Source organism: Candidatus Pelagibacter sp. HIMB1623 (genome assembly GCF_052047695.1).
Lineage (GTDB): Bacteria > Pseudomonadota > Alphaproteobacteria > Pelagibacterales > Pelagibacteraceae > Pelagibacter.
Window position 1 is genome coordinate 224,409 of the sequence record NZ_JBNAJN010000013.1, and the last position, 24,556, is coordinate 248,964.

The following is a 24,556-nucleotide window of genomic DNA, read 5'->3' on the forward strand; positions in this document are numbered from 1 at the left end:
TCATCAATCTATTTGTGACCCTAGTGTGACAGATATTTTCTATTTGAAGTGGTTAGGGGGAAATTATTTTGGGTGACTATACAATTACCTTGAGAGATTTTTGTGTTAAGATGTTTTATGAAAAAAAATATTTTTTTAATAATTACAATATTTTTAATAAATTTAGACTCTAGTTTTGCTAGCAATCATTACCCTATAACAACAGAGTCTAAAATTATGATTGAAAGAGGTAAAATTTTATATGAACAGAATTGTGCTTCATGTCATATGATTAACTTATCTGGAGCAAAGAATTGGAAAGGTGTAGATGAGGATGGTCACAGAAAAGCCCCACCTTTAAATGGCACAGGTCACACTTGGCACCATGATGACAAAACACTACATGCTATTATAAAATATGGTCTTGGAAAATTAGTTAAAAATTATGAAGGAAAAATGATGGGCTTTGGAGACAAATTGTCTGATAAAGAAATTGATAGTGTTTTGGCTTATATCAAATCTTTTTGGTCAAAAGAGTACTATGAATATCAATTAAAACTTAATTAACATATTGAATTTTAATATAAAATTCCTAAGTCTAACGAATGATTAAACATTTATTTATTATTACAATTTCTATAATTCTATCAATCTCAACTGCATTTGCTGATAAGAGCATGATGATTGGTAAAAAAGGCAAACAAGAGGACGTCACTAGAGTTATCAAAGTATTGATGTATGATAATTATTTTGAACCTAGCTCTTTTCAAGTTCAATCAGGTGAAACTATAAAGTTTGAAGTAGAAAATGTTGGTGAACTAGTTCATGAATTTAATATTGCAAACTCAAAGATGCATATTCAGCATCAATCTGAAATGCAAAAAATGGTTGAAATGGAAATTTTATTAGCTGATAGCATTGATAAAGATAAAATGAAAAAAATGTCAAAGATGGACAAATCAATGGCACATAGTCATGCTAATAGTGTTTTATTGGAGCCCAAAGGTAGTAAAGATTTGATATGGAAATTTGAAAATGCTTCTAATGTAGAAATTGCATGCAATGTACCAGGTCACTATGAAGTCGGTATGATAGCTAAGGTAGCTATAAATTAAAATTTAAAGTTGGAAAAAACTATATCATTTAACTGGTCTTGCAATCACACTTGGAAACGAAGTGCAATAAATACTGCGTGGTGTTTATTAGGTTGTGCAATAGGAGATTTTGGAACAATTTTATTTTTTCAAATAACAGGTATTCCATGGCCTGTTTTAGCCATTATGACTTTAGCAATTATTAATGGCTTAATCACAAGTATTATTTTGGAAACTATTATATTGATAAGACAAAATTTCAAATTTAAAGATGCTTTAAAAACTGCCTTAGGGATGAGTTTTATCTCAATGGTCAGTATGGAAATTGCAATGAATTTAACAGACTATCTTTTAACAGGTGGAGCCATGTTAACATGGTGGGCTGTTCCTATAATGCTAACAGTAGGTTTTTTAACTCCATGGCCTTATAATTATTGGAGATTAAAAAAATTTGGTATAGCCTGTCACTAAATATATTTTTCATTTTATAGTCTTAAAAATACTTATTTTAATTTCTCATTAAAAGGTTGTGTTAATCAAAATTCCCTTGGCACAACTAAACTATGACCTTTGGAAACAAGAAAGCCATAATATATGGCAAACGCAAATTTATTTTCATGAATTTTTTCTTTATCTATAAAAGGACTTTTAAACATCTAAATAATTTAACACAAAAATCTTCCAAGGTAATTGTATAGTCGCAATAAATATTTTCCCCCTAAGTCACAAAATTAAAAATTTGAATGACACACTCTTGGCACAAGAAATAAATATTTTGATGGATTTTGTCTAAAAAGTATGGTTTTCTAATCTTGTAAAAGTTAAATAACTTAATAATATCGAGTAAATTTAAAACGCGGGCATAGCTCAGTGGTAGAGCGTCTCGTTGCCAACGAGAAGGTCGAGGGTTCGACCCCCTTTGCCCGCTCCAAAATGATGAATAATTTTCTCACTAGTGTTTTTCAGAAATACATTGAAAATAAAGATATAAGGAATTTTAAAGCTAATTTTTTTTATTATTTTTTTTTTAGGATTCTTCGAAAGTTTTTAAATAAGGACATAAAAGTAAAAATATATAATTTTCTTTTATTTTGTAGTTATAAAAAAAATAAAATGTCTTATTCGATTATACGTAAGTGTGATTTTGAGGATCTAAAAGAATTAAACTTAATAAAAAATATTTCTGAAAAAAAATCAACATTAATTTTTGATTGCGGTAGTAATTTTGGTTTCTACTCGCTTTATTTAGCTTCATTAAATGAAAGTAACAAAGCAATTGCATTAGAAGCATCTCCCAATACATTTAAAGAATTACAAAAAAATATTAAATTAAATAATTTTGAAAATATCACACCATATAATTTAGCTATTACAGATAAAGATAATGAAAAAATATCATTTTTTGAAAGTTTAAATGATTGGGAAAGTTCTTTAGTAGAAAGTAATTTTACAAACAAAAAAAAAATTAACATAAGCTCAATAACCCTTGATACTTTGGGTAAAAATTTAGATATAGAAAATTATCATTTGGTAATAAAATTAGACGTTGAGGGATTTGAAATGCAAGTTTTAGATGGTGCAAAAAATTTGTTAAGAAATTATTCTCCATTAATTATTTTAGAATTTTCAGTATTTATTCAAAAAAATGAAAAATTTAATTATTCTTATCTTAGTAATTTTTTACTTGAATCTGATTATTTAATTTATGATACTAACTATAATCAAACTAGTTTGGAACAAGTTCTAGAAGAAATTAAAAATTTGCCCACTAATATGTATGGTGTTGGAAATAAATTTCTTATTAAGAAAGGTTCAAATATAGAAAAAATTATTAAAAATCTAGAAAACTTATTATGAGCGATTTATTAAAAAAAAAATGTTTACCTTGTGAAGGTGGAGTAATTCCTTTTGATATCTCAGAAATCCATAGATATCAAAAAAAAGTAGATGGTTGGGATATTACTGAAGATAATAATAAAACATTTTTTTTATTTAAAAAATTTAAATTTGAAAATTTTTTAAAAAGTCAAAACTTTGTTAATGAGGTTGGTAAAATTTCTGAGGAAGAAGGTCATCATCCAGATATATCTTTTGGTTGGGGTTATGCAGAGATAAAAATTACAACTCATGCCATAAAAGGCCTTTCAGAAAATGATTTCATTTTAGCAGCTAAAATAGATAGAATTTCTAATGTCTAAAATGTCTGGTTTTTGAAAAAACTAGAATAGTTTCAGTTTCGTTTGCAAACTTAATAATTTCTTTATCTCTAATAGATCCAGAAGGCTGAATAACTGCCCTAACACCAGATTGCACTAACTTTTCTATACCATCTACAAATGGGAAAAAAGCATCTGAGGCTGCAACTAAATCATTATTAAATAAATTAAATTTTTTCATTTTATTAATTGCTATTTCACAACTATCTAGTCTACTTGGTTGACCTGAACCAATGCCAACAGTTGATTCTTTTGACACAAGAACAATTGCATTTGATTTTACATATCTGCATACATTGAATGCAAAAATAAGATTTTTAAGTTGTTTGGAAGTTGGTTTTTTTTTAGAGACAATTTGGAAATCTTTATTTCTAAATATTTTAAAGTCTTCTGATTGTACTAACATAGATTCATTTGATGAAGTAAATTTAGTAATTTCTTTTAGAGAATAATTTTTTGCATCAATCAAACGAAGATTTTTTTTACTTTTTAATATTTTCAGTGCATCTTTATCAAAACCATTACTAATTATTACTTCTAGAAATAATTTTTTTAATTCTAAAGCTAAATTTTTTTTTATTTTAAAGTTACAGGAAACAATCCCTCCAAAGGCACTAACAGGATCACAGTTAAGCGCAGAATTATAACTTTCTACTTGATCAGCTTTGATTGAAACACCACAAGGGTTAGCATGTTTAACAATAACCGTCCCTTTATTTTTTGGTAACGATTTTGATATAGTTAAAGCAGCAAATATATCGTTATAATTGTTATAACTAAGTTGTTTGCCATGAATTTGTTTTAAATTAGTAGTTAAATTTTTTGAATAAAAACCACTAAATTGATGAGGATTTTCCCCATATCTTAGTTTTTCAATTAAATTTCCATAAAAAACCTTTTTATTAGGTAAATGTATATTTGATTTTTTATTTAAATAATTTGAAATCACAGAGTCGTAATAAGCAGTTTCTGTAAATGCTTTTCTTGATAACTCTTCTCTAAATTCTAACGAAGTTGATCCTTTGTATTTGTTCAATTCATCAATCAGTTCCTGGTATTGATCAGCAGAAGTAATAACTGTTACATCATTATAATTTTTTGCGGCGGATCTAACCATTGTAGGACCACCCACATCAATATTTTCAATTATTTTTTGATGATTATTAGTTTTTTCTAAAGTTTTTTCAAAAGGATAAAAATTTACAATAACAAGATCAATATTTTCAAAATTATTATTTTTTAGATCTTTTAGGTGTGTTTTATTATTTCTTTTATTTAAAATACCTGCATGTATTTTTGGATGTAGAGTTTTAACTCTGCCCCCTAAAATTTCTGGAGAATTTGTAAAATCAGATACTTCTAAGCAATTAAATTTTAGCTTTTTAATTTCTTTATATGTTCCACCAGAACTAATAATTTTAATATTGTATTTTTTTAAAATATTTAATATCGGTTTTAAATTATTTTTATCTGAGACAGAAATAAGAGCTGTTTTTATTTTTTTCATTATATTTTACTTATTTCCCATTTAATTATTTGTTTATTTTCATTATTCATACCTGAAATAAATATGTTTTGATTTTCTTGGTATGAATTTTTATTACCGAAATATAAACCATTATCAATATTAATATCATAATTATCACAACTAAATTTCCAGCCTTCCTCTTCTAATTCTATTAGTATGAATTTGTTATTTTGTGTTTTCATAACTTTTGAGTTAGGGTGTAAGTGAAATCTGATATCAAACTTAATTTTTTTATCTGGGCTTTTTCTTAATACCTTATCATATCCAATGAATTTTAATTGCTCAGGATAGAATTCTATTTCCCTTTCATGATTTAGGCCAAATTTATTTAAATAACCATCATGGCTAGATGAAATTTTCCAATAATTTTTTTCAAAAACAACATTTTTTTTTGAAACTTTAATATTTTTTTCTACAAAAAAATCTGAATTGAATTTAATAAAATCACATGATGAATAATCTTCAATTATAAGAGCGCTCTGTAGGGCAGTACTTTTTGATAATTTGTTAAGTTTATTTTTATTATTTGGAAAATATCCAGAATTAGAAATTAATTTTTTATTATTCGAAAAAACTTCAAAAGAAAGTGCTCCTGCCTGGTAATTTTTAGAGTGTGTTTTAATTGGGCTTGAACCAATATCTGAAGCTAAAATAATTTTTTTATTTTTTAGAATTACGTATCCACCTAATTCATTAATTTGATTTTTAAAAGTATAGCCAAATCGTTTTAAATATTGATCAAATTCATCATTATTAGACAAAAAATTTCCATTAAAAAAAACATCTTGTTTAATATTTTGCCATATAAATGCATAACAAGAGCCTAAATAATATATTGTTTCATCAATATACTCAGGAATTGCAGTTTGAGACTCTTTAAACCATTCTCTAATAATTATGAAGTATTTTAAATAAAAAACTAGGTGTTGAATATTTCTAGATTTAGGAAACCCCTGTTTATCTAAGGAGTGTTTTATAATCCCTTTAAGTGAACTTAATCCATTATCTAAATAAGATTTTTCATTTTTGTAGGTTAAACCAACTAAAATTATTGCAGCACAACCAACTATTTTTTCTTCATCCTCTGTTATATTTTTTATTTCATTTAGTAAATGATTGGCTTGTTTTTGAACCATGTGATTGAATAATAATCTATATTGTTCATCACCATCTTCATAAGTTAATTGATGATTTGATAACCACGCAATTATTCTTTTCGCAGTAATATTAAATTCCCAGCTATTTTTGTTATAATTCTGGTTATTATTTATCCAATTAGAAATTACTGATTGGGTAGTTTTTTTCGAAGATTTTAAGTCCAAACTAAAAAACCAAAAAAAATTATTAAGTTTATTAAAATCTTTAATACTTACTTTGCTTTTCCAAATAGATTTAATAGTAAAATCTTCTATTTTATATTTTTTTGTTTGATATTTAATTATTGATGAGAGTAGATGAGGACTTGGCTTATACACAAAATTATTATCATAAGTTTTTGATATTTTTTTTTCGTAAAAATTTGAATTTTGATAAATTTTTTTGAAGACTTTTCTAAGTCTATAAAATAACTCGTTAGAAAGAACTAAGGATTTCTGGTTTTGCATTAACTTATTTTGCTTTTAATAAATTAATATTTTTTTTAATATCCCCATCATTGCTTTTAAAAACTGTTGTCCCAGATACAAGAATGTTAGCACCAGCATCAATTGCTATTTTACAATTGTCAAAATTTATCCCACCATCTATTTCAATATCAAAGTTTAAATTTTCTTTTTCTTGAATTTTTTTTAGCTCTCTAATTTTTTCTAAAACTTCAGGCATAAATTTCTGACCACCAAATCCAGGATTGACACTCATGATTAAAACTAAATCAATTTGACTTAATAAATTTTTAATTAAATCTAAGCTTGTTTCAGGATTTAACGAAACTCCAACTTTTTTTTTAAGTGCTTTAATTTTATTAATTGAGTTTTCTAGGTTATCAGTTGCTTCTGGGTGGATAGTAATAATATCTGCTCCTGCATCTGCGTAAGCTTCAATGTATTTATGCACAGGTGAAATCATTAAATGAACATCAAATTTTAATGAGCAATGTTTTCTAAGAGCTTTAATTACTGGAGGACCTATTGTTAAGTTTGGAACAAAGTGTCCATCCATTACGTCTACATGGATCATATCGGCCCCACCTTCTTCTAGCCTTTTTATTTCAGTGCCTAGTTTACTAAAATCAGCTGATAAAATTGAGGGTGATATTTGTATATTTTTCATTAATATCTAGACTTACTAGTATCAATTTTTAAAATTTAATTGAATTAAAAAATTGATAAATCTGCCTAGAAATTTCACTTTCAAGAGGGAACGACAACATACCCATAACCGAATATCCTAAAATCCAAGGCATCAAATAAAATCTAATCATAAAAAAGAACCAAGCTACGTAAAGTGGTACCAACGGTTGTATAATAAATGATGGTGTGACAACTTTAAAAATTCTCATTAAGGGATTTGTAAGTTTAACAAAAACTTTCATAAAGAAAAATTCAGAGTCTTCTCTTTGAAAGATATTCATTGCTACTCTTCCAACTAAAGTCCACATTATAATTCCAAGTATATAATCAATTATATAAACTAAAGGATGAAAGTTAGCAGACATTAAGGAATTTATATTTGATCTTAAAAAGAAATAAAAGGGGCGAAATTAATCGCCCCTTAAAAGATTATTTATTTTTGGCCGCCGATTACAGATGCACCCGCAGGTACCCTAGAATCATCAACCATTTTTTGTGTTGCAGCGCTAGGTGCTGAAGTCATTAAACTTACAACAACCATAGCTACTAAGCTAACAGTAGATCCGAAGATACCAAATGTTAACTGCGTAATGCCTAAGAATCCGCTTCCACCACTTCGTACCCAAACTAGATACGCGAAACCAGAAACTAGTCCTAAGACCATACCAGCTATAGCACCTTCTTTATTAGCTCTCTTCCACCATACACCAAGTACAAGTGGCCAGAACAATCCGGACATCGCAAAGTCAAAAGCCCAGATTACTGAACCTAAGATACCTTGGATCTCCATTGCTGCAATAGTTGCTCCTGCAAAACCAATTACTACAAGTAATACCCTTGCAACAACTAGTCTCTTAGCAGTCTCAGCTTTAGGGTCTACCATTTTGTAGTAAACGTCATGCGAGATTGCATTTGCAATTGCAAGAATCAAACCATCTGCAGTTGACATCGCAGCTGCCAAACCTCCAGCAGCAACTAGACCTGAGATTACATATGGTAATCCAGCAATTTCTGGTGTTGCTAATACAACGGCTTTACCACCCATGAAGAACTCGTTTAATTCAACAGTTCCATTTCCGTTAAAGTCGCTTACAAACATCAGATTTGCTTGGTTCCAGTTTTGATACCAATCGATTGCTTGAACTTCTGCAATTGATTTACCAATAATACCTGTCGGTAAGTTTGGATCAATCAAAGCAAGTTTAGATAGTGTCGCTAACATAGGTGCAGAAGAATATAGTAGGAAGATAAAGAATACTGACCAACCTACTGATTTTCTAGCTGCTTTAACACTTGGAGTAGTAAAGAACCTCATCATCACGTGTGGTAATGAAGCTGTTCCCATCATCATTGCTAATGCTAATGAGATGAAAGCCCAAGGTGTTGCGTTAACTTCAGAGTGAGCCTTAGTAATACCAGCTAACCCTTTAGGTACTGTAGCTAAATCAGCAGCAGAGTTTTTAACAAACCCATACTGTTGCTCTAACTCACCAATTCTAGCAACTTCATCAGCTAACATAAAGTGTGGGAAGAAACCCGCACCAATGTTGTTACTGATCCAGAATACTGGAAGTAGGTAAGCTATAATTAGTACAATGTATTGTGCAACCTGTGTCCAAGTAACCCCTCTCATACCACCAAGCATTGAACATAGTAAAATACTAACTAGTCCAACATATACTGCGTATTGGAATGGGATATCTAAAGCAACAGCTGCAATAGTACCTGTAGCGTTAATTTGTGCAGTCACATATGTAAATGATGCAACAGTTAAAACGATAACTGCCATCAATCTTGCAGTATTACCACCGTATCTAGTACCTACGAAATCTGGAACTGTGTAACAGCCAAATTTTCTTAAGTATGGTGCTAATAAAGTTGCAACTAACACATAACCACCTGTCCAACCTACAAGCAAAGCCATGTATCCATAACCTTTGAAGTAAATACCACCTGCCATCGCAACGAATGAAGCACCAGACATCCAGTCGGCTGCTGTTGCCATTCCGTTGAACACAGTTGGAACCGTTCTTCCAGCTACGTAATAGTTACTTGCTTGGGCTGTTCGAGATAGCCAACCAATTGCTGCGTAGATGAAAATGGTAAAACCTACAAAGCAAATACCAATTGCTTTTGCAGACATACCCATCTGCTCACCAATCGCCATTAAGATTATGAAACCTATAAATCCACCTGTGTAGATTCCATAAACTTTAGGCAAGTTATCTATAAAATTACCCTTAATCATTAGTCGTCTCCTTTTTCACTGAAGCCGAACTCTTCATCAATTTTTTCTTGTCTACCTGCAAACCAGAAAATAAGGATTACAAATATTGCAAGAGAACCTTGACATGTGAACCAATAAGTTAATGGATACCCAAAAGGTCCAGTAACCGAGTTCATTTCAGCTCCGAAAAGGAATATACCCATTGAGAATACAGCCCAGATTGCTAGTGTCACAAACAACAAGCCTCTGGTCTTTTCCCAGTGTTGAGCGTTTTTCGCCATGTATACCTCTCTTTTTAGTTATAACTGTTAAAACCATAACCATTATGAAGGATAATAAAAGTGTAAAATTCGCCGTATTAGGTTAATTTTTTCAAATATTTTCAATAAAATTAACTTTTTATGGATAAAAAAAAACTAAGTTGGAAAGATTTATCGTTAAGTGATTTCAAAGTTTATTTTTTTTCTTTGTTTAAAGCTTTTATTCCTAAAACAAAAATTAAAACCTTAGATGAGTTAGAAGAATTTATTCAAACAAAATCTGCATGGGTATCTCAAGTTACACTCTATAGTTATTTAAAAACTAGAATGGGCACAAGATATGTTCTTCATTTTGATAATGATGAATTTATGAAATCTGTTAATGAAGCTAAATGGAATATTTATGCTGTTGCTTTACAAGATTTAACTTTTTTTACTTTTTCTTACTTAAAAATTAATTCTAATTTTAGTGAAATAGAAAAAGCTAAAGAAATTTTTTTAAAAATTTTAGATGATGAAACTACAAATAACATGCCTTTAAATATTATAGATAAAGCAAGAAAAGATTTTGAAGAAAGACTAATTAAAATTGATTGGGATAAATATTGTAATGATCGTCCTTTTAATCCAAGCGCCCTATCTTTATATGAATGGGCACCAATAGCAGATGAATTAAAAACTCTTGATCGAAAAATAGTTTTAAACTCTGTTATTTTAAAATGGGATGTTATTAAAAAAGAATTTAAAGATAGAGTACAGTTTTAGATATTTTTTCTATTCTCAACTAAACTATCGACAACACTTGGATCAGCTAAAGTAGTTGTATCACCTAGTTGACGGTGTTCATTTGCTGCAATTTTTCTTAAAATTCTTCTCATAATTTTTCCAGATCTTGTCTTGGGTAGACCTGGAGTAAAATGAATTAAATCTGGTGTAGCAAGAGGTCCAATTTGTTTTCTAACCCAAAGTTTTAAGTCTCTTTCTAACTCTCCTGTTTCTTTCTCTCCAGCATTTAAAGTTACATAGCAATACAAGCCATTACCTTTAATATCATGAGGGTAACCTACGACTGCTGCCTCTGCTACTTTTGGATGCGCTACAAATGCACTTTCTATTTCAGCAGTACCTAAATTATGACCAGAAACTATAATCACATCATCAACACGTCCCGTGATCCAGTAATATCCATCTTTGTCTCTTCTACATCCATCACCGGTAAAGTATTTTCCATCAAATTGTGAAAAATACGTATCAATGAATCTTTGATGATCACCATAAACAGTTCTCATTTGTCCAGGCCATGACTGAGCTATACAAAGTCTACCTTCTCCAGGTCCTTTTATCTCTTTGCCTGATTTATCAACAATCATAGGTTTTATTCCATAAAATGGTTTTGTTGCAGAACCAGGTTTTAAAGGAATGGCTCCAGTTTGAGGTGCAATCATTATACCTCCAGTTTCTGTCTGCCACCAAGTATCTACAATTGGACATTTAGAGTTACCAACTGTCTTATAATACCACATCCAAGCCTCAGGATTAATTGGTTCTCCAACGGTTCCAAGTAATTTTAAAGATTTTCTAGAAGTTTTGTTTACAGGCTTATCACCCTCACGCATTAATGCTCTAATTGCTGTTGGGGCTGTGTAAAAGGTATTAACTTTATACTTATCTACTATTTGCCACCATCTAGAGCTATCAGGATAGTTAGGAATTCCTTCGAACATGATTGTAGTAGCGCCATTTGCTAATGGTCCATAAATTATATAACTATGACCTGTTACCCAACCTATGTCTGCTGTACACCAGTAGATATCTTTTGATTTATAATTAAAAATATATTGATGAGTCATTGAAGCATAAACCATGTACCCACCTGTTGTGTGAAGTACCCCTTTGGGTTTGCCAGTTGATCCTGAAGTATATAAAATGAAAAGCGGATCTTCTGCGTTCATTTCTTCTGGTTCACAATTATTTGAAACATCTTTAATTAAATCATGATACCAAACATCTCTTTTTTTATTCCAGCTAATATCGTTTCCAGTCCGTTTGACAACAATGCATTTTTTAACATAAGGACAACTACGAAGAGCTTCATCTGTGGTTTCTTTAAGTGGAATAGTTTTTCCACCTCTAACACCCTCATCAGCTGTAATTATATATTCAGACTCACAATCATTAACTCTTCCAGAAATAGAATCTGCAGAAAAACCACCAAAAATAATTGAATGAACAGCACCAATTCTTACACATGCTAGCATTAAAATAGCAAGTTCTGGAATCATAGTAAGATAAATTGTAACTCGATCTCCTTTTTTTATTCCTAGTTTTTTTAATCCGTTTGCAGCTTTAGAAACTTTTTGGTGAAGTTGTTTGTAAGTAATTTTTTGACTATCTTTTGGATCATCTCCAACCCAAATAATTGCAGTTTTATCTTTTTTATCTTTTAAGTGTCTATCAATACAGTTAGCAGATGCATTTAAAGTTCCATCTTCAAACCATTTAATTTTTACTTCTTTAGTGCTGTATTTTACATCTTTAATTTTTTTGTAGGGTTTAATCCATGTAATTCTTTTTCCTTCTTTTTGCCAAAACTTATCGTTATCTTTTATAGATTCTGAATATTTTTTTGAGTATTTGCTTTTATCAGCTAAGCTATTTTTTATCCATTCAGGCTTAGTTTTTATAACTAATTCTGAAGTTGTATTTTTATTTTGTTTTATAATCTTTTTTGATTTTCTCTTTTTAACTTTAGTTTTTTTCTTAACTGTGCTTTTCTTTTTGACCTTAGTTTTTTTAGATTTAATTTTTTTCTTTTTTTTTGGCATGGGATAATTTTTTTTTTAAAGTTTACTCATGTTATTTATGATTTTCCAGCTTTTATCATCAATTGGCATTACTGAAAGCCTACTTTGTTTAATAAGCGCTAAATGCCTTAAATCCTTATTTTTTTTGATATTTTCAAGCGTCACTGGTTTTGAAAACTTATTTTTAAATTGGACTGTTACGGCAACAAACCGTCCAGTCTTATCAGTTTTATCTAAATAGTGTTCTTTGGTTATTTTAACAATTCCAACTATCTCTTTTCCAATATTGGAATGGTAAAAAAAACATAAATCACCTTTCTTCATGCTTTTTAAATTGTTTGCTGCTTGATAATTTCTAACACCATCCCAAGGCGCACCTTTTTTACCTACTTTAATTTGTTGATCAATTGACCAAACATCTGGTTCAGATTTTAATAACCAGTACTTCATTATAATTTTACTCCAGCACCTTTTAAAAAAGCAGCTTTTTCATCTAGAGGCCATCTTGGTTTTGCTGGATAATCTAGATTATCAAATTTGTTTAATTTATATTTTTCTAATCCAACCATTGCAATCATTGCAGCATTATCTCCACAAAGTTCTGTTGGAGGAAAAATACTTTTATAATTATTATTTTTGCATAAATCAATTAACATAGATCTAATCTTTTTATTAGCAGCAACACCACCAGCAACTACAAAAATTTTTTCATTCAATTTATTTTGTTTTTCAAATTCTTCAAAAGCAATTTGAGTTTTTTTAAATAAAATTTCTTCAATAGTTTTTTGAAAAGAAGCAGCTAAATCAAATTTTTCTTGTTCTGTTTTGATAGACTTTGTTATTCTTAAAATAGCAGTTTTTAATCCTGCAAAAGATAAATTGCAGCCACCTTTGTTAAAAATTGGTTTTGGTAAAGCATATTTTTCTGGATCCCCTTTTTTTGCTAATACTTCAATTTGAGGTCCACCAGGAAATTCAATTCCTAATAGTTTTGCTGTTTTATCAAAAGCTTCACCTAGTGCGTCATCAATTGTTGTTCCTAATCTTTTATATTTTCCAAGACCTTGTACGTTTAAATATTGTGAATGCCCTCCAGATATTAATAATAATAAATAAGGATAATTTAATTCAGAATTTAACTTAGGACTTAAAGCATGACCTTCAAGGTGGTTCACGGCTATAAAAGGTTTATTGATTGCACTTGCAAAAGCTTTTCCAAAACTTAATCCAACTGACAAGCAAACAATTAAACCAGGCCCAGCTGTTGAAGCAACAGCATCAATTTCTTCAATTTTCTTTCCACTGTCACTAATTGCCTTACCTACAATCCAATCTATTTTTTCCATGTGAGATCTTGCTGCTAGCTCTGGAACTACACCTCCAAATTCTTTATGAACATCAACCTGACTAGATACAATATTGGATAAAACTGTTGGAATTCCTTTGTCATTTTCAGTTAATATAGATGCAGCAGTTTCATCACAGCTGGTTTCTATTCCAAGAATTAAGGGTTTTTTACTCATTCAAATAGTTTTTAATAATTGTACAATCTCAATACAAGTAAGAAATAAATTTATTCATGGATAGAAAAATTATCATTGGCTCAAGAGGAAGTAAATTGGCATTGCTTTATGCACAAAAAGCTAAAGATAAAATTATCCAAACCTTAAATTTATCTTATGAGCAAGTTATAATTAAAACAATAACAACTAAGGGTGACCAGGTACAAGATCGAAGATTATCAGAAGTTGGTGGAAAAGGATTATTTTCGAGCAGTATTGAAATTGAACTTAAAGAAAAAAAGATTGATATTGCTGTTCATGCATTAAAAGATATGCCAGCAATTGAAACTAAAGGACTTAGAACAGAAACATTTTTAGAAAGAACAGACCCAAGGGAAATTTTAATTACTAATGAAAAAAAAAAAATTAATGAACTAAAAGAAAATGCAATTGTAGGCACCTCATCTTACAGAAGAGAATTTCAAATTAAAAAATTAAGATCAGATGTTAACTGTAAATTGATAAGAGGAAATGTAGATACTAGAGTCAAAAAGCTCAAGGAAGGCATTTATGATGCAATAGTTTTATCTTATGCAGGTATAAAATATTTAAATTTAGATAGTGAAATTTCTGAAATTTTTTCGACTGATCAAATTATTCCAAGTGCAGGCCAAGGTATTATCGCTTTACAGTGTAGAGAAGATGACAATGACATTATAAAAGTTTTAGAAAAAATTAATCACAAAGATACTTACATGAGAGCCCATATAGAGAGAAACATTTTAAAAGTATTGGAAGGAGACTGCGAAACCGCAATAGGCGCTCATTCAATTATAGAAGGGGACAAAATTACTGTTGAAGCTGAATTATTTTCATTAGACGGTTCTCAAATATTTTATGAAAAAAAATCTGGTAATATTGATATGTTTAAAGAAATTGGAACGGAAGTTGGTAATGCTTTAAAAATTAAATCAAATAATTCATATAAAAAGTAAAATGCATATTTTGTTAACTAGACCTATTGAAGATTGTTCGGAAATGATAGTTAAGTTTCAATCTTTAGATCATAAAGTTTCTCATCTTCCATTAATAAATGTTGAAAAAGTTCAACATGAAGAAATTAGCACTGATGATTATGGTGGTGTTATTTTTACAAGTTCGAATGCAGTAAGAAATTTAAATTTAGAAAATTTAAATAAAAAATTAATTTGTTTTTGTGTCGGTAGTGCTACAGAAAAAAAAGCTAGAAGTTTAGGATTTCAAAATACAATTGCTGCAGAAGGGAATGTTTCAAACCTTAAAGAACTAATTTTTCAAAATTATGAATTAAAAGAAATTCCACTTCTTTATGTAAGTGGTGAAATAATAACAACTGATTTAGACCAACAATTATTAAAAGAAGGGTATGCTGTTAAACGTATTATTAATTATAAAGTAAATCATACTGAAAAATTTAATGAAAATTTTGTTAACGAATTAAAGCAGAATATGCCAGATATTGTTTATGTTTATTCCCAAAACAGCGCCTCTAGTTTCTTAAATTTTATAAAAATCTATCAAACAGAAAACCTTTGGATGAATACAAACTTGATGTGTATAGGTGAAAAAACCTCGTCAATATTGAATGAAATTAAATGGAAAAAGATATTTCTTTTTAACCCTGGAGAAGAAGAGTTTTTGTTATATAAAATTTAGGTATGGAATTAATAAATAATTTTTCTGAAATATTTTTATCTGTTTGGAGTAAAGGAATACTTGGTGTTGATATTTTTCAAATTTTAATTGGAATAGGGATATTCTTACTTTTTTTAGTCTTTAGAGGATTAATTAGTAAATTAATCATAAAAAAATTAGAAATTATTTCCAAAAGAACAACCAACAAATTAGATGACACTTTTGTTCAGTCATTAATTGGTCCAGCTAGATTTTTACCTATTGTACTAGGTTTTTTTATTGCAAGTTACTACATGACTTTTTCAATAGAGGGAAGAGAAGTAGTTGATACAATTAATAGAACGTTAATTACGATATTAATTTTTTGGGTTATTCATCAAATTATAGAACCAATTTCATATATCTTAAGTGGACTAGATAAACTTTTAACCAGAGAACTCATAGGGTGGATAATTAAATCACTTAAGATTTTAATATTTATTTTAGGATTAGCTGCCGTACTTGAATTATGGGGAATTAAGATTGGACCTATTATTGCTGGTCTAGGTTTGTTTGGAGTTGCTGTTGCACTTGGAGCACAAGATTTATTTAAAAATTTAATTTCTGGAATTTTAGTATTAATTGAAAAAAGATTTAAAATTGGAGATTGGATTTCAGTTGATGGGATTATTGAAGGTACAGTTGAAAAAATTGGTTTTAGATCAACAACTATAAGAAAGTTTGATAAATCTCTAGCTATTATTCCTAATTTTCAATTTGCGGAAAATGCTGTGGTTAATGTTAGCGAAACATCTAATTGGAGAATAAGATGGATAATTACATTGCAGTATGATTCTACAATTGATCAATTAAAAAAAATAAGAGAGGAAATTGAAAGTTATATAAACAACAGTGAAGACTTTAATCAATCAATCGGGGTAGCTGTTAGGATTGAGAAGTTTTCTGATAGTTCAATAGATTTATTGGTAAGATGTTTTACGAATTCAAATAGTTGGAGCAATTCACTAGAAGTTAAAGAGAGATTGGCAATTGAAATTAAACAGATTGTTGAAAAAAATGAGGCCTCTTTTGCTTTCCCAAGTCAGTCGATTTATATCGAGAAAAAATGATAGCTATTTTTTATTTAGTTTTACAAATTTTAAAACTTTATTCTTACGTCGTTATAGCCAATGTATTAATAAGTTGGTTGATAGCATTTAATGTTTTAAATACTCAAAACAGATTTGTTTATACAATTTTAGAGCTAACTTATAAATTAACTGAGCCAATTCTTAATAAAATTAGACGTTTTTTGCCTAATTTAGGATCACTAGATATTTCACCAATTATTCTTCTTCTATTGATTTGGTTTATTGAAATGTGTATGAAGCTCTACATTGCACCAATTATATTTTAGAAAGTAAAATGATTTTAATTGACGGAAAAAAAGCTGCAGCTGAATTAAGAGAAGAATTAAAACAAGAAGTATCAGGACTTAAATCCAAATATAATAAAGTCCCTGGTTTAACTGTGATATTAATTGGAGATCTTACTCCAAGTCAAATTTATGTTCGTAATAAAGAAAAATCAGCAAATGAGGTAGGGTTAAAATCAGAAGTAATTAAATATCCAGATAGTGTTGAAGAAAAAACTGTTTTAGAAAAAATTGAAGAACTAAATAAAGATGAAACAGTTTCGGGTATTTTAGTTCAATTACCATTACCAAAACATATAGATAAACAAAAAGTTATTGAAGCCATTGATCCTTCTAAAGATGTAGATGGTTTTCATCCAATGAATGTAGGAAATCTTTCATCGGGTTATGAAAGCTCAGTTCCTTGTACACCTCTTGGCTGTTACTTGTTAATTAAAAAAATTGAACCAAATTTAAGTGGAAAAAAAGCAGTTGTAGTTGGTAGATCAAATTTAAATGGAAAACCAATGACACAACTACTCTTGAAAGAAAATTGCACTGTAACAATTACTCACTCAAAAACTAAAGATCTAAGAGCTGAATGTTTAGAAGCTGATATTATTGTTGCAGCAGTTGGAATACCTGAACTTGTAAAAGGAGATTGGGTTAAAAAAGATGCAATAGTAATTGATGTTGGTATCAATAAAACTGATAAAGGTATAGTTGGAGATGTTGATTTTGAAGACGTTTCAAAAAATGCAAAAGCCTTAACTCCAGTTCCAGGTGGTGTAGGACCAATGACTATCGCTTGTTTATTAAAAAACACAATCGAGTGTTTTAAAAGATCACAAAAATAAAGACTTTTTATCTAAGTTTAATTGTCTCAAGGATATTTAAACTGATTAAATTACTGTTGTATTTGATAAGCTGCTCTAGATGAAAAAACCTAAATATGAATACAGAATTGCAATTATAATGATTTTGTTAACTGCAGTCCCAATTGGAGCTACTCAATTGGGTTGGTATTTATATAATAAGCAAGTTGGATTTGATTTTGGAATGATTGCTGGAGTTTTTTCTGTTATTTTAGCTGGATATTTGATGTATGAAAAAGGTTGGAGAGATGAGGATGAGGATTAATTAATGGAAAAAATTATTTTTTTTGCTTTAGCAGTGCCAATTTTAGGATTTGTTTTTTACCTAGGTGGTTCTGCAATTATGAAGGGTTTTAAGGCTAAAGTTGATAATCGACCCAATAAAACTGAGGAAACAGAATCAAATTCAGAAACAGTAATTAGACCTTCAAATAGTAACGATCTAAGTTCTGAAATTTCTAAATTAAATGAGTTGTATAAAAATGGAGCTCTTACCCAAGAAGAGTTTGAGAAAGCTAAAAGTAAATTACTAAATAATTAAATTTAGACATGTTTAAGATAATTCCCAATAAAAAAAATATTGGGGCAGAGATTACCGGTAATGTTAAAAAAATTTCTAAAAAAGATTTTAAATTTTTTTTTAAAGCACTCGAACTTTATGGTATGATTTTTTTTAGAAGACAAAAACTAAATTCTTCACATTATATAGCGTTCGCTAAACATTTTGGTAAATTAGCAAAATATCCAAGACTAAAAGGATTAAGTAAGAAATATAAACAAATTACTGTCGTTCAAAGAAAAGCAACAGATAAGGGACCTAGTTTTGGAGAACAGTTTCACACAGACTCAATTTACACAAAAAAACCACCTAGATTTACAATGCTTTATTCTAAACTAGTTCCTAAAAAGGGTAGAGCAAATACTGAATTTTCCTCTCAATACTTAGCTTATGATTATTTGCCTAAATCAATAAAAAATAAATTACTCAAAGTGAAGGGAAGGTACTCTTCTGAAGGACCAATTTCAGTTACTACAAGAGAAAGAGTAAAAGAGAAGGGAAGAAAAATAAAAGAATTAAAGTCTACTCATAAAATTATTAAAAAGATAAACTCTAAAAATACAATTTATTGTAGCCCCGGACATCTTGTAGGTTTTTCTCCAAAATTAAAAAATTCTGAAAAAGTTAAGAAAGAATTATTTAAACATCAAATTAAAAAAAAATTTCAATATTCTTTAGAATGGGAAAAAAACCAATTAGCTATATGGGATAATAGATCTATGCTTCATCAAGCTACTCCTTTTAAAGGCAATAGAATTATGCATAGAATAACTATATTGTAGTTATAATAATTCGTTTAAGGATTTTACCTCACCAATATTAAATGTAATTGCATCTTCTCTTTTAAATCCATAATTTTCTGCATTATCTTTAAATCGAATTGGTGGTTCCATAATTGGCTCTAAAGATAAAACAAAAGTCCCCCAATGCATTCCTAATACTTTTTTGCTTTTAAGATCTTTTGCTACATTTAAAGCTTCTTCTGGAGTTGTGTGGTAAATAGTTTTGTCAAACATTGGTTTAAAATTATATGCTCCAATGTTGATCATAGTAAGATCAATCGGACCATATTTTTCTCCAAGTTCTTTATAGATGTTTCCATAACCAGTATCACAAGCAAATAAAATTTTTCTATTTTTATATTCAATTAAAAAATTTCCCCACAAAGTTTTATTTGTATCTGTTAGACTTCTTTTTGACCAATGAACTGCTGGTAGTAAGGTTATTTTTAAATCACTATTAATATTTTTGTGATCATACCAATCCATTTCATTTACATCTTCATAATTCTTAAAATATTTTCCAAGGTTAAGTGGAACTAATACTTTTGCATTTTTGTATGGAAAATTTTTGATAGTTGACATGTCTTGATGATCATAATGATTGTGAGTTAATAAAAACAAATCTGTTTTTGGAATTTCATTCAGATCTAGTGCAGGTTTAGTAAATCTTTTTGGTCCAAATATTAACGGACCAGCATTTTTTGAAAAAACGGGATCGGTAATAATTGTTGTATTACCTAATTTAATTAAATAAGTAGCATGCCCAATCCAGGCAATGTAATCACCATTTTTGTATTTTTCTAAATCAGATTTAACTTTTTCTTTTTCGACAATATGCTCTTTTGGAAAATTAAGACTAATATTTTTTCTTAGTTTACTGAAAGTTCTATAAGAAAATTTCCCCGATCTAGATATCACAACTGGTGAACCTTTAGGATTTCGAAAAGTTCCATTTGATAAATGGTGATAAGGTTTCTCTTTCATTATATTAATTATTTTTTTCCATTAGCCACAAATCATCTCCAGCTAAAAAGTAAATTTTTCCATCAATAGGGTGAACTTGTATGTCTCTAATTCTCCCAATTTTATCTTTAAAAATAATTTCTTCTTGAATTTCAGATGTGTTTGAAAATATTAATTTTCTTAAAGATTTATCTTTAAGAGAAGTAATTAATGCATGACCATTCCATTCTTCAAATTCTTTACCTTTATAAATTGTAATAGCACTTGCAGCGATTGATGGAACCCAATATTGAATAGCTTTTGTAAATCCTGGTTTCCATTTTGGACCAATTTTAGTTCCTGAGTAATTTGTTCCTCCCCAACCTAAAATTTTCCAACCATAATTTTCTCCTTTTTTGGCTTCTCCAAACCAATCACCACCCTTTGCTCCATGATTGCTCATATAAATTTTTCCATCAAATTCTGAAAAAGTTAAACCCTGAGGATTTCTAACTCCAATCTGGTATATCTCTGGAAGCCAATCTGGCTTACCCTCAAACTTAGGGTTATCTTTTGGAATACTTCCATCCAAATTTATTCTAATAATGCTTCCTGGATGTTGAGTTGGATCTTGAGCAATCATATTCATGCCCCTTTCACCTGCAGAAGCAAATAAGTAATTTTCTTTGATAGCAAGTCTTGATCCAAAATGATATCCAGATTCAATAGGAGGATTTGCTTGAAATATATTTTTAAAACTTAAAGAATTCTTATTTAGATCTGCTTTTGCAATTGAGGTACTGGTTTTCCAGTTTCCTCTATTTTCTGAATATGAAATCCATAATTTCTTATCTTTATAAATAATATCTAAAAGACCACCCTGACCATGAACAAAATAGTTTAAATTATGTTTAACTTCAGAAATATTTTTTGAAACAATGTTTATTATTTTAATTTTGCCACCTTTTTCTGTAATAATTAATTCTTCACCACTAATGAAACTTGAACCCCATGGTTCACTAAAAGACCCTAATTTTTCAAAATTATAATTTTTAGAATTTGCTGTTGTGGAAATTAAAATAAAAAAAAATATAAAAATAAATTTTTTCACTTTATGAAAGTTTAGATCTACCGCCATCTACAGCTATAACTTGACCAGTGATCCAAGAACTATCTTCTGTAAGTAAAAATTTAGCAAGTGATGCTGAATCTTTTCCTTCCCCTAATCTTTTTAATGGATGAGCTTTTGCAATACCTTCTGCTAAAGCAGCATTTTTTAACATAGGTTCAGCAATTTTAGATTTTGTTAAGCTTGGTGCCACACAATTTACTCTAATGTTTGGAGCAAATTCTGCAGCTAAAGAAACAGTCAGACCTTCAACAGCTGCCTTGGCTGATGCAATAATTGCATGATTGGTAAAACCTCTTTGTGCAGCAACAGTTGAAAACATTACAATTGAACCTTTATTTTTTTTTAAACTTTCTTGATATCCCTTAATAGCTTCAACAGTAGAATAAAGATTAAGTTTCATGCACTTTTGAAAATCTTGTTCATTAATCATTCTAAGAGGTTTTAAATCTATAGATCCTACACAGTAGGCCAGCCCTTTGATTTCAGAAACATCTGATTTAACTTTTTCTACAAAACCTTCTTCAAGAACATCTGCGATAGTGTGTGAACACCCAAGCTTTTCTACAATTGGAGCAAGTTCACTTTCATTTCTTGCAACTAAATGAATATCATTTCCTGAATTTTTTAATTGTTCAGCTAAACTGGATCCAATGGAGCCAGTTGCACCAAAAATAAGATATTTTTCTGACATAAAAAATTTTATTAGTTATATTTAAATATGAAGTTATTTTTTATACTTGGCAATCAATTATTTCCAACAAAATACATAGACCGCTTCAAAAAAGACCATTTATTCTTTATGGCTGAAGATAAGGGCTTATGTACATATGAAAAGCATCATAAACAAAAAATTTTATTATTTCTATCTTCTATGCGTTCTTATGCAGACCGATTAAGAAAAAACAAATTTAAATTAGATTACTTTAAAATCGAAGATAAAGAATTTAATGAAGATTATTTAAAAAAATTAAAAAAAATAATTATACAAAAAAAAATAAAAGAAATTTCTAGTTTCGAAGTAGAGGATAAATTTTTTGAAAAAAAAATTTCACAATTTTTAAAAAAAGAAAAAATACACTGGAATGTTATCCAAACTCCTATGTTTTTAAATTCAAGAGCTGAATTTAAAAATTATTTATCAAAATCAAAAAAACCTTTTATGGCAACCTTCTACAAAGATGTTAGAAAAAAATCTGGAATATTGATGGGTTCAGATGATAATCCAATCGGGGGCAAATGGAGCTTTGATGAAGATAACAGAAATAAATTACCTAAAAATATTTCAATTCCTAAATTTCCAAAAATAAATGAAACCAGTCATACAAAAAAATTAAAACCTATTATTGAAAAGGAATTTAAAAATCACCCTGGGAGTACAAATAATTTTTGGTTTGCAACGGAATATGAAGATGTAGTTAAGCTATTGAATTTTTTTATAAAAGAAAAATCTAATCTTTTTGGTGATTATGAGGATGCAGTTGATCAAAAAGATAATATTCTATTTCACAGTGCATTAAGTCCCTATATAAATTTAGGTTTAATTACTCCTGAATTTGTTATCCAAAAAATTTTAGATTTTCATAAAAAAAATAAAATTAGAATGAATTCTTTAGAGGGCTACATTCGCCAGGTAATTGGTTGGCGAGAATTTATGCGTGGAATTTATCAGTCCTATTCTCAAAAAATGGAAACTGGAAATTTTTTTAAACAAAATAGAAAAATGAAAAGTTCTTGGTATGATGGAACCACTGGTCTTCCACCTTTGGATTATGCAATTAAAAATGCTGTTAATCATGGTTGGTCACATCACATTGAAAGGTTAATGATCTTATCAAACATTATGAACCTTTGTGAAATTAAGCCAACAATTGTTTACAAATGGTTCATGGAAATGTTCGTAGACTCTTCAGATTGGGTAATGGTTCCAAATGTTTATGGAATGGGATTATTTAGTGATGGAGGAATTTTTGCGACCAAACCTTATATTTGTGGATCTAGTTATTTTATGAAAATGATGGATTTTAAAAAAGGTGATTGGTGTAACACCATGGATGGTCTTTACTGGAGATTTATAGATCGAAACAGAAAATTCTTTTTAAAAAATCCTCGTCTATCAATGATGGTAAGAGTTTTTGATAAAATGAAGTTAGACCGAAAAAAAATGATACTTGCTGAGGCGGAAAAGTTTATAAAAGAACAGACACTTTAAAATGTTAAGAAGTTTATTTATAATATTTTTTTTTCAGCTTCTAGGAGAAGCTATTCAAAAATTTTTTGAAATTAATATTCCTGGGCCTGTAATAGGATTAATACTTTTATTATTGGTTTTTATTTTTTTTATAAAAAATGCATCACCATTTAGAAAAATAAAAAAAGAAGTTTCAGAAACAAGCCATCAAATTATTAAATATTTATCATTACTATTTGTTCCCATTGGAGTTGGAGTGGTTATGCATATCAATTATTTAGGGGATAATTTATTTAAAATTTTAGCGATAATAATTATTGGTACTTTGAGCACTTTAGTTTTTGTTGCTTATGTTATGGAAAAAATAATCAACTTAGAAAAAAATAATGTTAAAAGAAGATAAGCTTTATAAAATTTGGGTATATTTACAGGCAGAACCCTTATTTTGGATTACTTTGACTTTAGGTGCTTATCTGGTTGGTGATTATCTTTATAGAAAATCTAAACTTAATCCTCTTGTTAACCCTGTTGCAATAAGCATTTTAATAGTTTCTTCAGCATTATTGATCTTAGATGTTTCTTATGATCGATATTTTAATGGAGCTAAATTTATTCATTTTATGCTAGGACCAGCAACCGTAGCGCTGGCAATACCAATATATGAGAGAAAGAATCTCATTATAAAAGAAATAAAACCAATAATTTTTTCAATATTTTTAGGAATACCGTTTGCAATATTGGTTACTTTTTATTTAGCAAAATTTTTTAATCTAGATCAAGATATAATACTAACAATGATCCCAAGAAATGTAACTGCTCCTATAGCCATGGGTATTTCAGAATTAATTGGAGGCATACCTTCACTAACAGCAATTATCACAATTATAACAGGAATTATGGGTGCCTCTCTTGGAACATTTGCACTGAATCTATTTAAAATCAAAGATATGAGTGCTCGAGGTTTTGGTTTTGGATTAGCAAGTCATGGTATTGGCACTGCAAGAGCAATGAGTAAAAATAAAACAGCTGGTGTTTTTGCTGCTTTAGCAATGGGTTTGAGTGGCATTGCAACTTCAATATTTGTTTTAATTATTATTAAATTTATTTTTTAGT

The 24,556-nt window shown here is 29.1% G+C and carries 29 protein-coding genes and 1 tRNA gene; 18 read left to right on the forward strand and 12 right to left on the reverse strand.

Annotated elements, in window-relative coordinates; genetic code table 11:
- The first annotated feature begins 117 nt into the window (after positions 1-117).
- From ACTTBN_RS05615 to ACTTBN_RS05640, 6 genes are all read left to right on the forward strand, one after another.
- On the forward strand, positions 118-546 hold the full coding sequence (locus ACTTBN_RS05615; RefSeq protein WP_440681423.1) for a c-type cytochrome: 429 nt from the start codon (positions 118-120) through the stop codon (positions 544-546).
- Positions 547-584: 38 nt separating this feature from the next.
- Positions 585-1,094, forward strand: coding sequence for a cupredoxin domain-containing protein (locus ACTTBN_RS05620; protein ID WP_440680626.1), 510 nt, complete (start codon positions 585-587; stop codon positions 1,092-1,094).
- Positions 1,095-1,115: 21 nt separating this feature from the next.
- Positions 1,116-1,544 carry a DUF4396 domain-containing protein gene (locus ACTTBN_RS05625; RefSeq protein ID WP_440681719.1) on the forward strand — a complete coding sequence of 143 codons (429 nt, stop codon included), beginning with the start codon at positions 1,116-1,118 and terminating at the stop codon, positions 1,542-1,544.
- Positions 1,545-1,929: 385 nt separating this feature from the next.
- Positions 1,930-2,004 (forward strand) — tRNA-Gly (locus ACTTBN_RS05630).
- Between the two features lie 182 nt (positions 2,005-2,186).
- Positions 2,187-2,930 (forward strand): FkbM family methyltransferase, encoded by a 744-nt coding sequence (locus ACTTBN_RS05635; protein ID WP_440681425.1) that lies wholly within the window; start codon positions 2,187-2,189, stop codon positions 2,928-2,930.
- A complete protein-coding gene (locus tag ACTTBN_RS05640) occupies positions 2,927-3,271 on the forward strand; it encodes a 4a-hydroxytetrahydrobiopterin dehydratase (protein WP_440681427.1) in 345 nt (114 codons plus the stop codon). The genes ACTTBN_RS05635 and ACTTBN_RS05640 overlap by 4 nt, the downstream gene beginning before the upstream one ends.
- Here the strand turns inward: ACTTBN_RS05640 and purH are convergent.
- From purH to ACTTBN_RS05670, 6 genes are all read right to left on the reverse strand, one after another.
- Positions 3,261-4,796, reverse strand: a complete 1,536-nt coding sequence (purH, locus tag ACTTBN_RS05645) for a bifunctional phosphoribosylaminoimidazolecarboxamide formyltransferase/IMP cyclohydrolase (RefSeq protein WP_440681430.1) — start codon at positions 4,794-4,796, stop codon at positions 3,261-3,263. The two genes, ACTTBN_RS05640 and purH, sit on opposite strands and share 11 nt — an antisense overlap.
- Entirely contained in the window at positions 4,796-6,421 is a 1,626-nt protein-coding gene (locus ACTTBN_RS05650; protein ID WP_440681432.1) for a heparinase II/III family protein, read from the reverse strand. The genes purH and ACTTBN_RS05650 overlap by 1 nt, the downstream gene beginning before the upstream one ends.
- 4 nt (positions 6,422-6,425) lie before the next feature.
- The gene (gene rpe / locus ACTTBN_RS05655; protein WP_440681434.1) at positions 6,426-7,085 is read right to left on the reverse strand and encodes a ribulose-phosphate 3-epimerase; all 660 of its coding nucleotides are present in this window, start codon (positions 7,083-7,085) and stop codon (positions 6,426-6,428) included.
- 28 nt (positions 7,086-7,113) lie between these two features.
- Positions 7,114-7,470, reverse strand: a complete 357-nt coding sequence (locus tag ACTTBN_RS05660; protein ID WP_440681436.1) for a hypothetical protein — start codon at positions 7,468-7,470, stop codon at positions 7,114-7,116.
- A gap of 68 nt (positions 7,471-7,538) precedes the next feature.
- Positions 7,539-9,353: a sodium:solute symporter family protein gene (locus tag ACTTBN_RS05665; RefSeq protein WP_440619142.1), complete on the reverse strand. Its 1,815-nt coding sequence runs from the start codon at positions 9,351-9,353 to the stop codon at positions 7,539-7,541.
- Positions 9,353-9,613 carry a DUF4212 domain-containing protein gene (locus ACTTBN_RS05670; protein WP_440633151.1) on the reverse strand — a complete coding sequence of 87 codons (261 nt, stop codon included), beginning with the start codon at positions 9,611-9,613 and terminating at the stop codon, positions 9,353-9,355. The genes ACTTBN_RS05665 and ACTTBN_RS05670 overlap by 1 nt, the downstream gene beginning before the upstream one ends.
- Positions 9,614-9,733: 120 nt before the next feature.
- Between ACTTBN_RS05670 and ACTTBN_RS05675 the strand changes: the two genes are divergently transcribed.
- Complete coding sequence (locus ACTTBN_RS05675; RefSeq protein ID WP_440681438.1) at positions 9,734-10,357, forward strand: esterase; 624 nt, start codon at positions 9,734-9,736, stop codon at positions 10,355-10,357.
- Here the strand turns inward: ACTTBN_RS05675 and acs are convergent.
- The 3 genes from acs to tsaD are packed head-to-tail and all read right to left on the reverse strand — an operon-like array spanning position 10,354 to position 13,919.
- Positions 10,354-12,417 carry an acetate--CoA ligase gene (acs, locus tag ACTTBN_RS05680; protein WP_440681440.1) on the reverse strand — a complete coding sequence of 688 codons (2,064 nt, stop codon included), beginning with the start codon at positions 12,415-12,417 and terminating at the stop codon, positions 10,354-10,356. The two genes, ACTTBN_RS05675 and acs, sit on opposite strands and share 4 nt — an antisense overlap.
- A gap of 15 nt (positions 12,418-12,432) precedes the next feature.
- On the reverse strand, positions 12,433-12,846 hold the full coding sequence (locus ACTTBN_RS05685) for an EVE domain-containing protein (protein WP_440681442.1): 414 nt from the start codon (positions 12,844-12,846) through the stop codon (positions 12,433-12,435).
- Positions 12,846-13,919: a tRNA (adenosine(37)-N6)-threonylcarbamoyltransferase complex transferase subunit TsaD gene (tsaD, locus tag ACTTBN_RS05690; protein ID WP_440681444.1), complete on the reverse strand. Its 1,074-nt coding sequence runs from the start codon at positions 13,917-13,919 to the stop codon at positions 12,846-12,848. Before tsaD ends, ACTTBN_RS05685 begins: the two co-directional genes overlap by 1 nt.
- Positions 13,920-13,975: 56 nt before the next feature.
- On the opposite strand from tsaD, the gene hemC reads away from it, so the two are divergent.
- From hemC to ACTTBN_RS05730, 8 genes are all read left to right on the forward strand, one after another.
- Positions 13,976-14,893 carry a hydroxymethylbilane synthase gene (gene hemC / locus ACTTBN_RS05695; RefSeq protein WP_440681446.1) on the forward strand — a complete coding sequence of 306 codons (918 nt, stop codon included), beginning with the start codon at positions 13,976-13,978 and terminating at the stop codon, positions 14,891-14,893.
- A gap of 1 nt (position 14,894) precedes the next feature.
- Positions 14,895-15,593 carry a uroporphyrinogen-III synthase gene (locus ACTTBN_RS05700; RefSeq protein WP_440681448.1) on the forward strand — a complete coding sequence of 233 codons (699 nt, stop codon included), beginning with the start codon at positions 14,895-14,897 and terminating at the stop codon, positions 15,591-15,593.
- 2 nt (positions 15,594-15,595) lie between these two features.
- A complete protein-coding gene (locus ACTTBN_RS05705) occupies positions 15,596-16,681 on the forward strand; it encodes a mechanosensitive ion channel family protein (RefSeq protein ID WP_440681450.1) in 1,086 nt (361 codons plus the stop codon).
- Positions 16,678-16,968 (forward strand): YggT family protein, encoded by a 291-nt coding sequence (locus ACTTBN_RS05710; protein WP_440681451.1) that lies wholly within the window; start codon positions 16,678-16,680, stop codon positions 16,966-16,968. The genes ACTTBN_RS05705 and ACTTBN_RS05710 overlap by 4 nt, the downstream gene beginning before the upstream one ends.
- An 8-nt stretch (positions 16,969-16,976) precedes the next feature.
- The gene (locus ACTTBN_RS05715; RefSeq protein ID WP_440681453.1) at positions 16,977-17,822 is read left to right on the forward strand and encodes a bifunctional 5,10-methylenetetrahydrofolate dehydrogenase/5,10-methenyltetrahydrofolate cyclohydrolase; all 846 of its coding nucleotides are present in this window, start codon (positions 16,977-16,979) and stop codon (positions 17,820-17,822) included.
- A gap of 79 nt (positions 17,823-17,901) precedes the next feature.
- Positions 17,902-18,105, forward strand: coding sequence for a hypothetical protein (locus ACTTBN_RS05720; RefSeq protein ID WP_262589965.1), 204 nt, complete (start codon positions 17,902-17,904; stop codon positions 18,103-18,105).
- Positions 18,106-18,108: 3 nt separating this feature from the next.
- A complete protein-coding gene (locus ACTTBN_RS05725) occupies positions 18,109-18,381 on the forward strand; it encodes an SHOCT domain-containing protein (RefSeq protein ID WP_440681455.1) in 273 nt (90 codons plus the stop codon).
- An 8-nt stretch (positions 18,382-18,389) separates the two neighbouring features.
- Complete coding sequence (locus ACTTBN_RS05730; RefSeq protein ID WP_440681457.1) at positions 18,390-19,181, forward strand: TauD/TfdA dioxygenase family protein; 792 nt, start codon at positions 18,390-18,392, stop codon at positions 19,179-19,181.
- Here ACTTBN_RS05730 and ACTTBN_RS05735 read toward each other — a convergent pair whose 3' ends face one another.
- Genes ACTTBN_RS05735 through ACTTBN_RS05745 form a run of 3 tightly spaced genes read right to left on the reverse strand, consistent with a single transcriptional unit; the run spans position 19,182 to position 21,946 of the window.
- A complete protein-coding gene (locus tag ACTTBN_RS05735; protein WP_440681459.1) occupies positions 19,182-20,165 on the reverse strand; it encodes an MBL fold metallo-hydrolase in 984 nt (327 codons plus the stop codon). It lies immediately after the preceding gene.
- A gap of 4 nt (positions 20,166-20,169) precedes the next feature.
- Positions 20,170-21,261 (reverse strand): PQQ-dependent sugar dehydrogenase, encoded by a 1,092-nt coding sequence (locus tag ACTTBN_RS05740; RefSeq protein WP_440681461.1) that lies wholly within the window; start codon positions 21,259-21,261, stop codon positions 20,170-20,172.
- Complete coding sequence (locus ACTTBN_RS05745) at positions 21,236-21,946, reverse strand: SDR family NAD(P)-dependent oxidoreductase (protein WP_440681462.1); 711 nt, start codon at positions 21,944-21,946, stop codon at positions 21,236-21,238. The genes ACTTBN_RS05740 and ACTTBN_RS05745 overlap by 26 nt, the downstream gene beginning before the upstream one ends.
- A 27-nt stretch (positions 21,947-21,973) precedes the next feature.
- Here ACTTBN_RS05745 and ACTTBN_RS05750 point away from each other — a divergent pair, with 27 nt between their 5' ends.
- From ACTTBN_RS05750 to ACTTBN_RS05760, 3 genes are read left to right on the forward strand one after another with little or no spacing between them, the layout of a single operon-like run.
- Positions 21,974-23,464 carry a cryptochrome/photolyase family protein gene (locus ACTTBN_RS05750; protein ID WP_440681463.1) on the forward strand — a complete coding sequence of 497 codons (1,491 nt, stop codon included), beginning with the start codon at positions 21,974-21,976 and terminating at the stop codon, positions 23,462-23,464.
- A 1-nt stretch (position 23,465) separates the two neighbouring features.
- The gene (locus tag ACTTBN_RS05755; protein WP_440681464.1) at positions 23,466-23,846 is read left to right on the forward strand and encodes a CidA/LrgA family protein; all 381 of its coding nucleotides are present in this window, start codon (positions 23,466-23,468) and stop codon (positions 23,844-23,846) included.
- On the forward strand, positions 23,830-24,555 hold the full coding sequence (locus tag ACTTBN_RS05760) for an LrgB family protein (RefSeq protein ID WP_440681465.1): 726 nt from the start codon (positions 23,830-23,832) through the stop codon (positions 24,553-24,555). Before ACTTBN_RS05755 ends, ACTTBN_RS05760 begins: the two co-directional genes overlap by 17 nt.
- The last annotated feature ends 1 nt before the right edge of the window (position 24,556 follow it).

Coding starts and splice junctions, on each gene's coding strand:
- ACTTBN_RS05750 (WP_440681463.1), top strand. CDS start 21,974: ATGAAGTTATTTTTTATACTTGGCAATCAATTATTTCCAACAAAATAC.
- ACTTBN_RS05755 (WP_440681464.1), top strand. CDS start 23,466: ATGTTAAGAAGTTTATTTATAATATTTTTTTTTCAGCTTCTAGGAGAA.
- ACTTBN_RS05735 (WP_440681459.1), bottom strand. CDS start 20,165: ATGAAAGAGAAACCTTATCACCATTTATCAAATGGAACTTTTCGAAAT.
- ACTTBN_RS05705 (WP_440681450.1), top strand. CDS start 15,596: ATGGAATTAATAAATAATTTTTCTGAAATATTTTTATCTGTTTGGAGT.
- ACTTBN_RS05720 (WP_262589965.1), top strand. CDS start 17,902: ATGAAAAAACCTAAATATGAATACAGAATTGCAATTATAATGATTTTG.
- ACTTBN_RS05640 (WP_440681427.1), top strand. CDS start 2,927: ATGAGCGATTTATTAAAAAAAAAATGTTTACCTTGTGAAGGTGGAGTA.
- ACTTBN_RS05635 (WP_440681425.1), top strand. CDS start 2,187: ATGTCTTATTCGATTATACGTAAGTGTGATTTTGAGGATCTAAAAGAA.
- ACTTBN_RS05745 (WP_440681462.1), bottom strand. CDS start 21,946: ATGTCAGAAAAATATCTTATTTTTGGTGCAACTGGCTCCATTGGATCC.
- ACTTBN_RS05675 (WP_440681438.1), top strand. CDS start 9,734: ATGGATAAAAAAAAACTAAGTTGGAAAGATTTATCGTTAAGTGATTTC.
- ACTTBN_RS05740 (WP_440681461.1), bottom strand. CDS start 21,261: ATGGCGGTAGATCTAAACTTTCATAAAGTGAAAAAATTTATTTTTATA.
- ACTTBN_RS05700 (WP_440681448.1), top strand. CDS start 14,895: ATGCATATTTTGTTAACTAGACCTATTGAAGATTGTTCGGAAATGATA.
- rpe (WP_440681434.1), bottom strand. CDS start 7,085: ATGAAAAATATACAAATATCACCCTCAATTTTATCAGCTGATTTTAGT.
- ACTTBN_RS05665 (WP_440619142.1), bottom strand. CDS start 9,353: ATGATTAAGGGTAATTTTATAGATAACTTGCCTAAAGTTTATGGAATC.
- purH (WP_440681430.1), bottom strand. CDS start 4,796: ATGAAAAAAATAAAAACAGCTCTTATTTCTGTCTCAGATAAAAATAAT.
- ACTTBN_RS05710 (WP_440681451.1), top strand. CDS start 16,678: ATGATAGCTATTTTTTATTTAGTTTTACAAATTTTAAAACTTTATTCT.
- ACTTBN_RS05760 (WP_440681465.1), top strand. CDS start 23,830: ATGTTAAAAGAAGATAAGCTTTATAAAATTTGGGTATATTTACAGGCA.
- ACTTBN_RS05730 (WP_440681457.1), top strand. CDS start 18,390: ATGTTTAAGATAATTCCCAATAAAAAAAATATTGGGGCAGAGATTACC.
- ACTTBN_RS05660 (WP_440681436.1), bottom strand. CDS start 7,470: ATGTCTGCTAACTTTCATCCTTTAGTTTATATAATTGATTATATACTT.
- ACTTBN_RS05650 (WP_440681432.1), bottom strand. CDS start 6,421: ATGCAAAACCAGAAATCCTTAGTTCTTTCTAACGAGTTATTTTATAGA.
- hemC (WP_440681446.1), top strand. CDS start 13,976: ATGGATAGAAAAATTATCATTGGCTCAAGAGGAAGTAAATTGGCATTG.
- ACTTBN_RS05620 (WP_440680626.1), top strand. CDS start 585: ATGATTAAACATTTATTTATTATTACAATTTCTATAATTCTATCAATC.
- tsaD (WP_440681444.1), bottom strand. CDS start 13,919: ATGAGTAAAAAACCCTTAATTCTTGGAATAGAAACCAGCTGTGATGAA.
- acs (WP_440681440.1), bottom strand. CDS start 12,417: ATGCCAAAAAAAAAGAAAAAAATTAAATCTAAAAAAACTAAGGTCAAA.
- ACTTBN_RS05725 (WP_440681455.1), top strand. CDS start 18,109: ATGGAAAAAATTATTTTTTTTGCTTTAGCAGTGCCAATTTTAGGATTT.
- ACTTBN_RS05685 (WP_440681442.1), bottom strand. CDS start 12,846: ATGAAGTACTGGTTATTAAAATCTGAACCAGATGTTTGGTCAATTGAT.
- ACTTBN_RS05615 (WP_440681423.1), top strand. CDS start 118: ATGAAAAAAAATATTTTTTTAATAATTACAATATTTTTAATAAATTTA.
- ACTTBN_RS05715 (WP_440681453.1), top strand. CDS start 16,977: ATGATTTTAATTGACGGAAAAAAAGCTGCAGCTGAATTAAGAGAAGAA.
- ACTTBN_RS05670 (WP_440633151.1), bottom strand. CDS start 9,613: ATGGCGAAAAACGCTCAACACTGGGAAAAGACCAGAGGCTTGTTGTTT.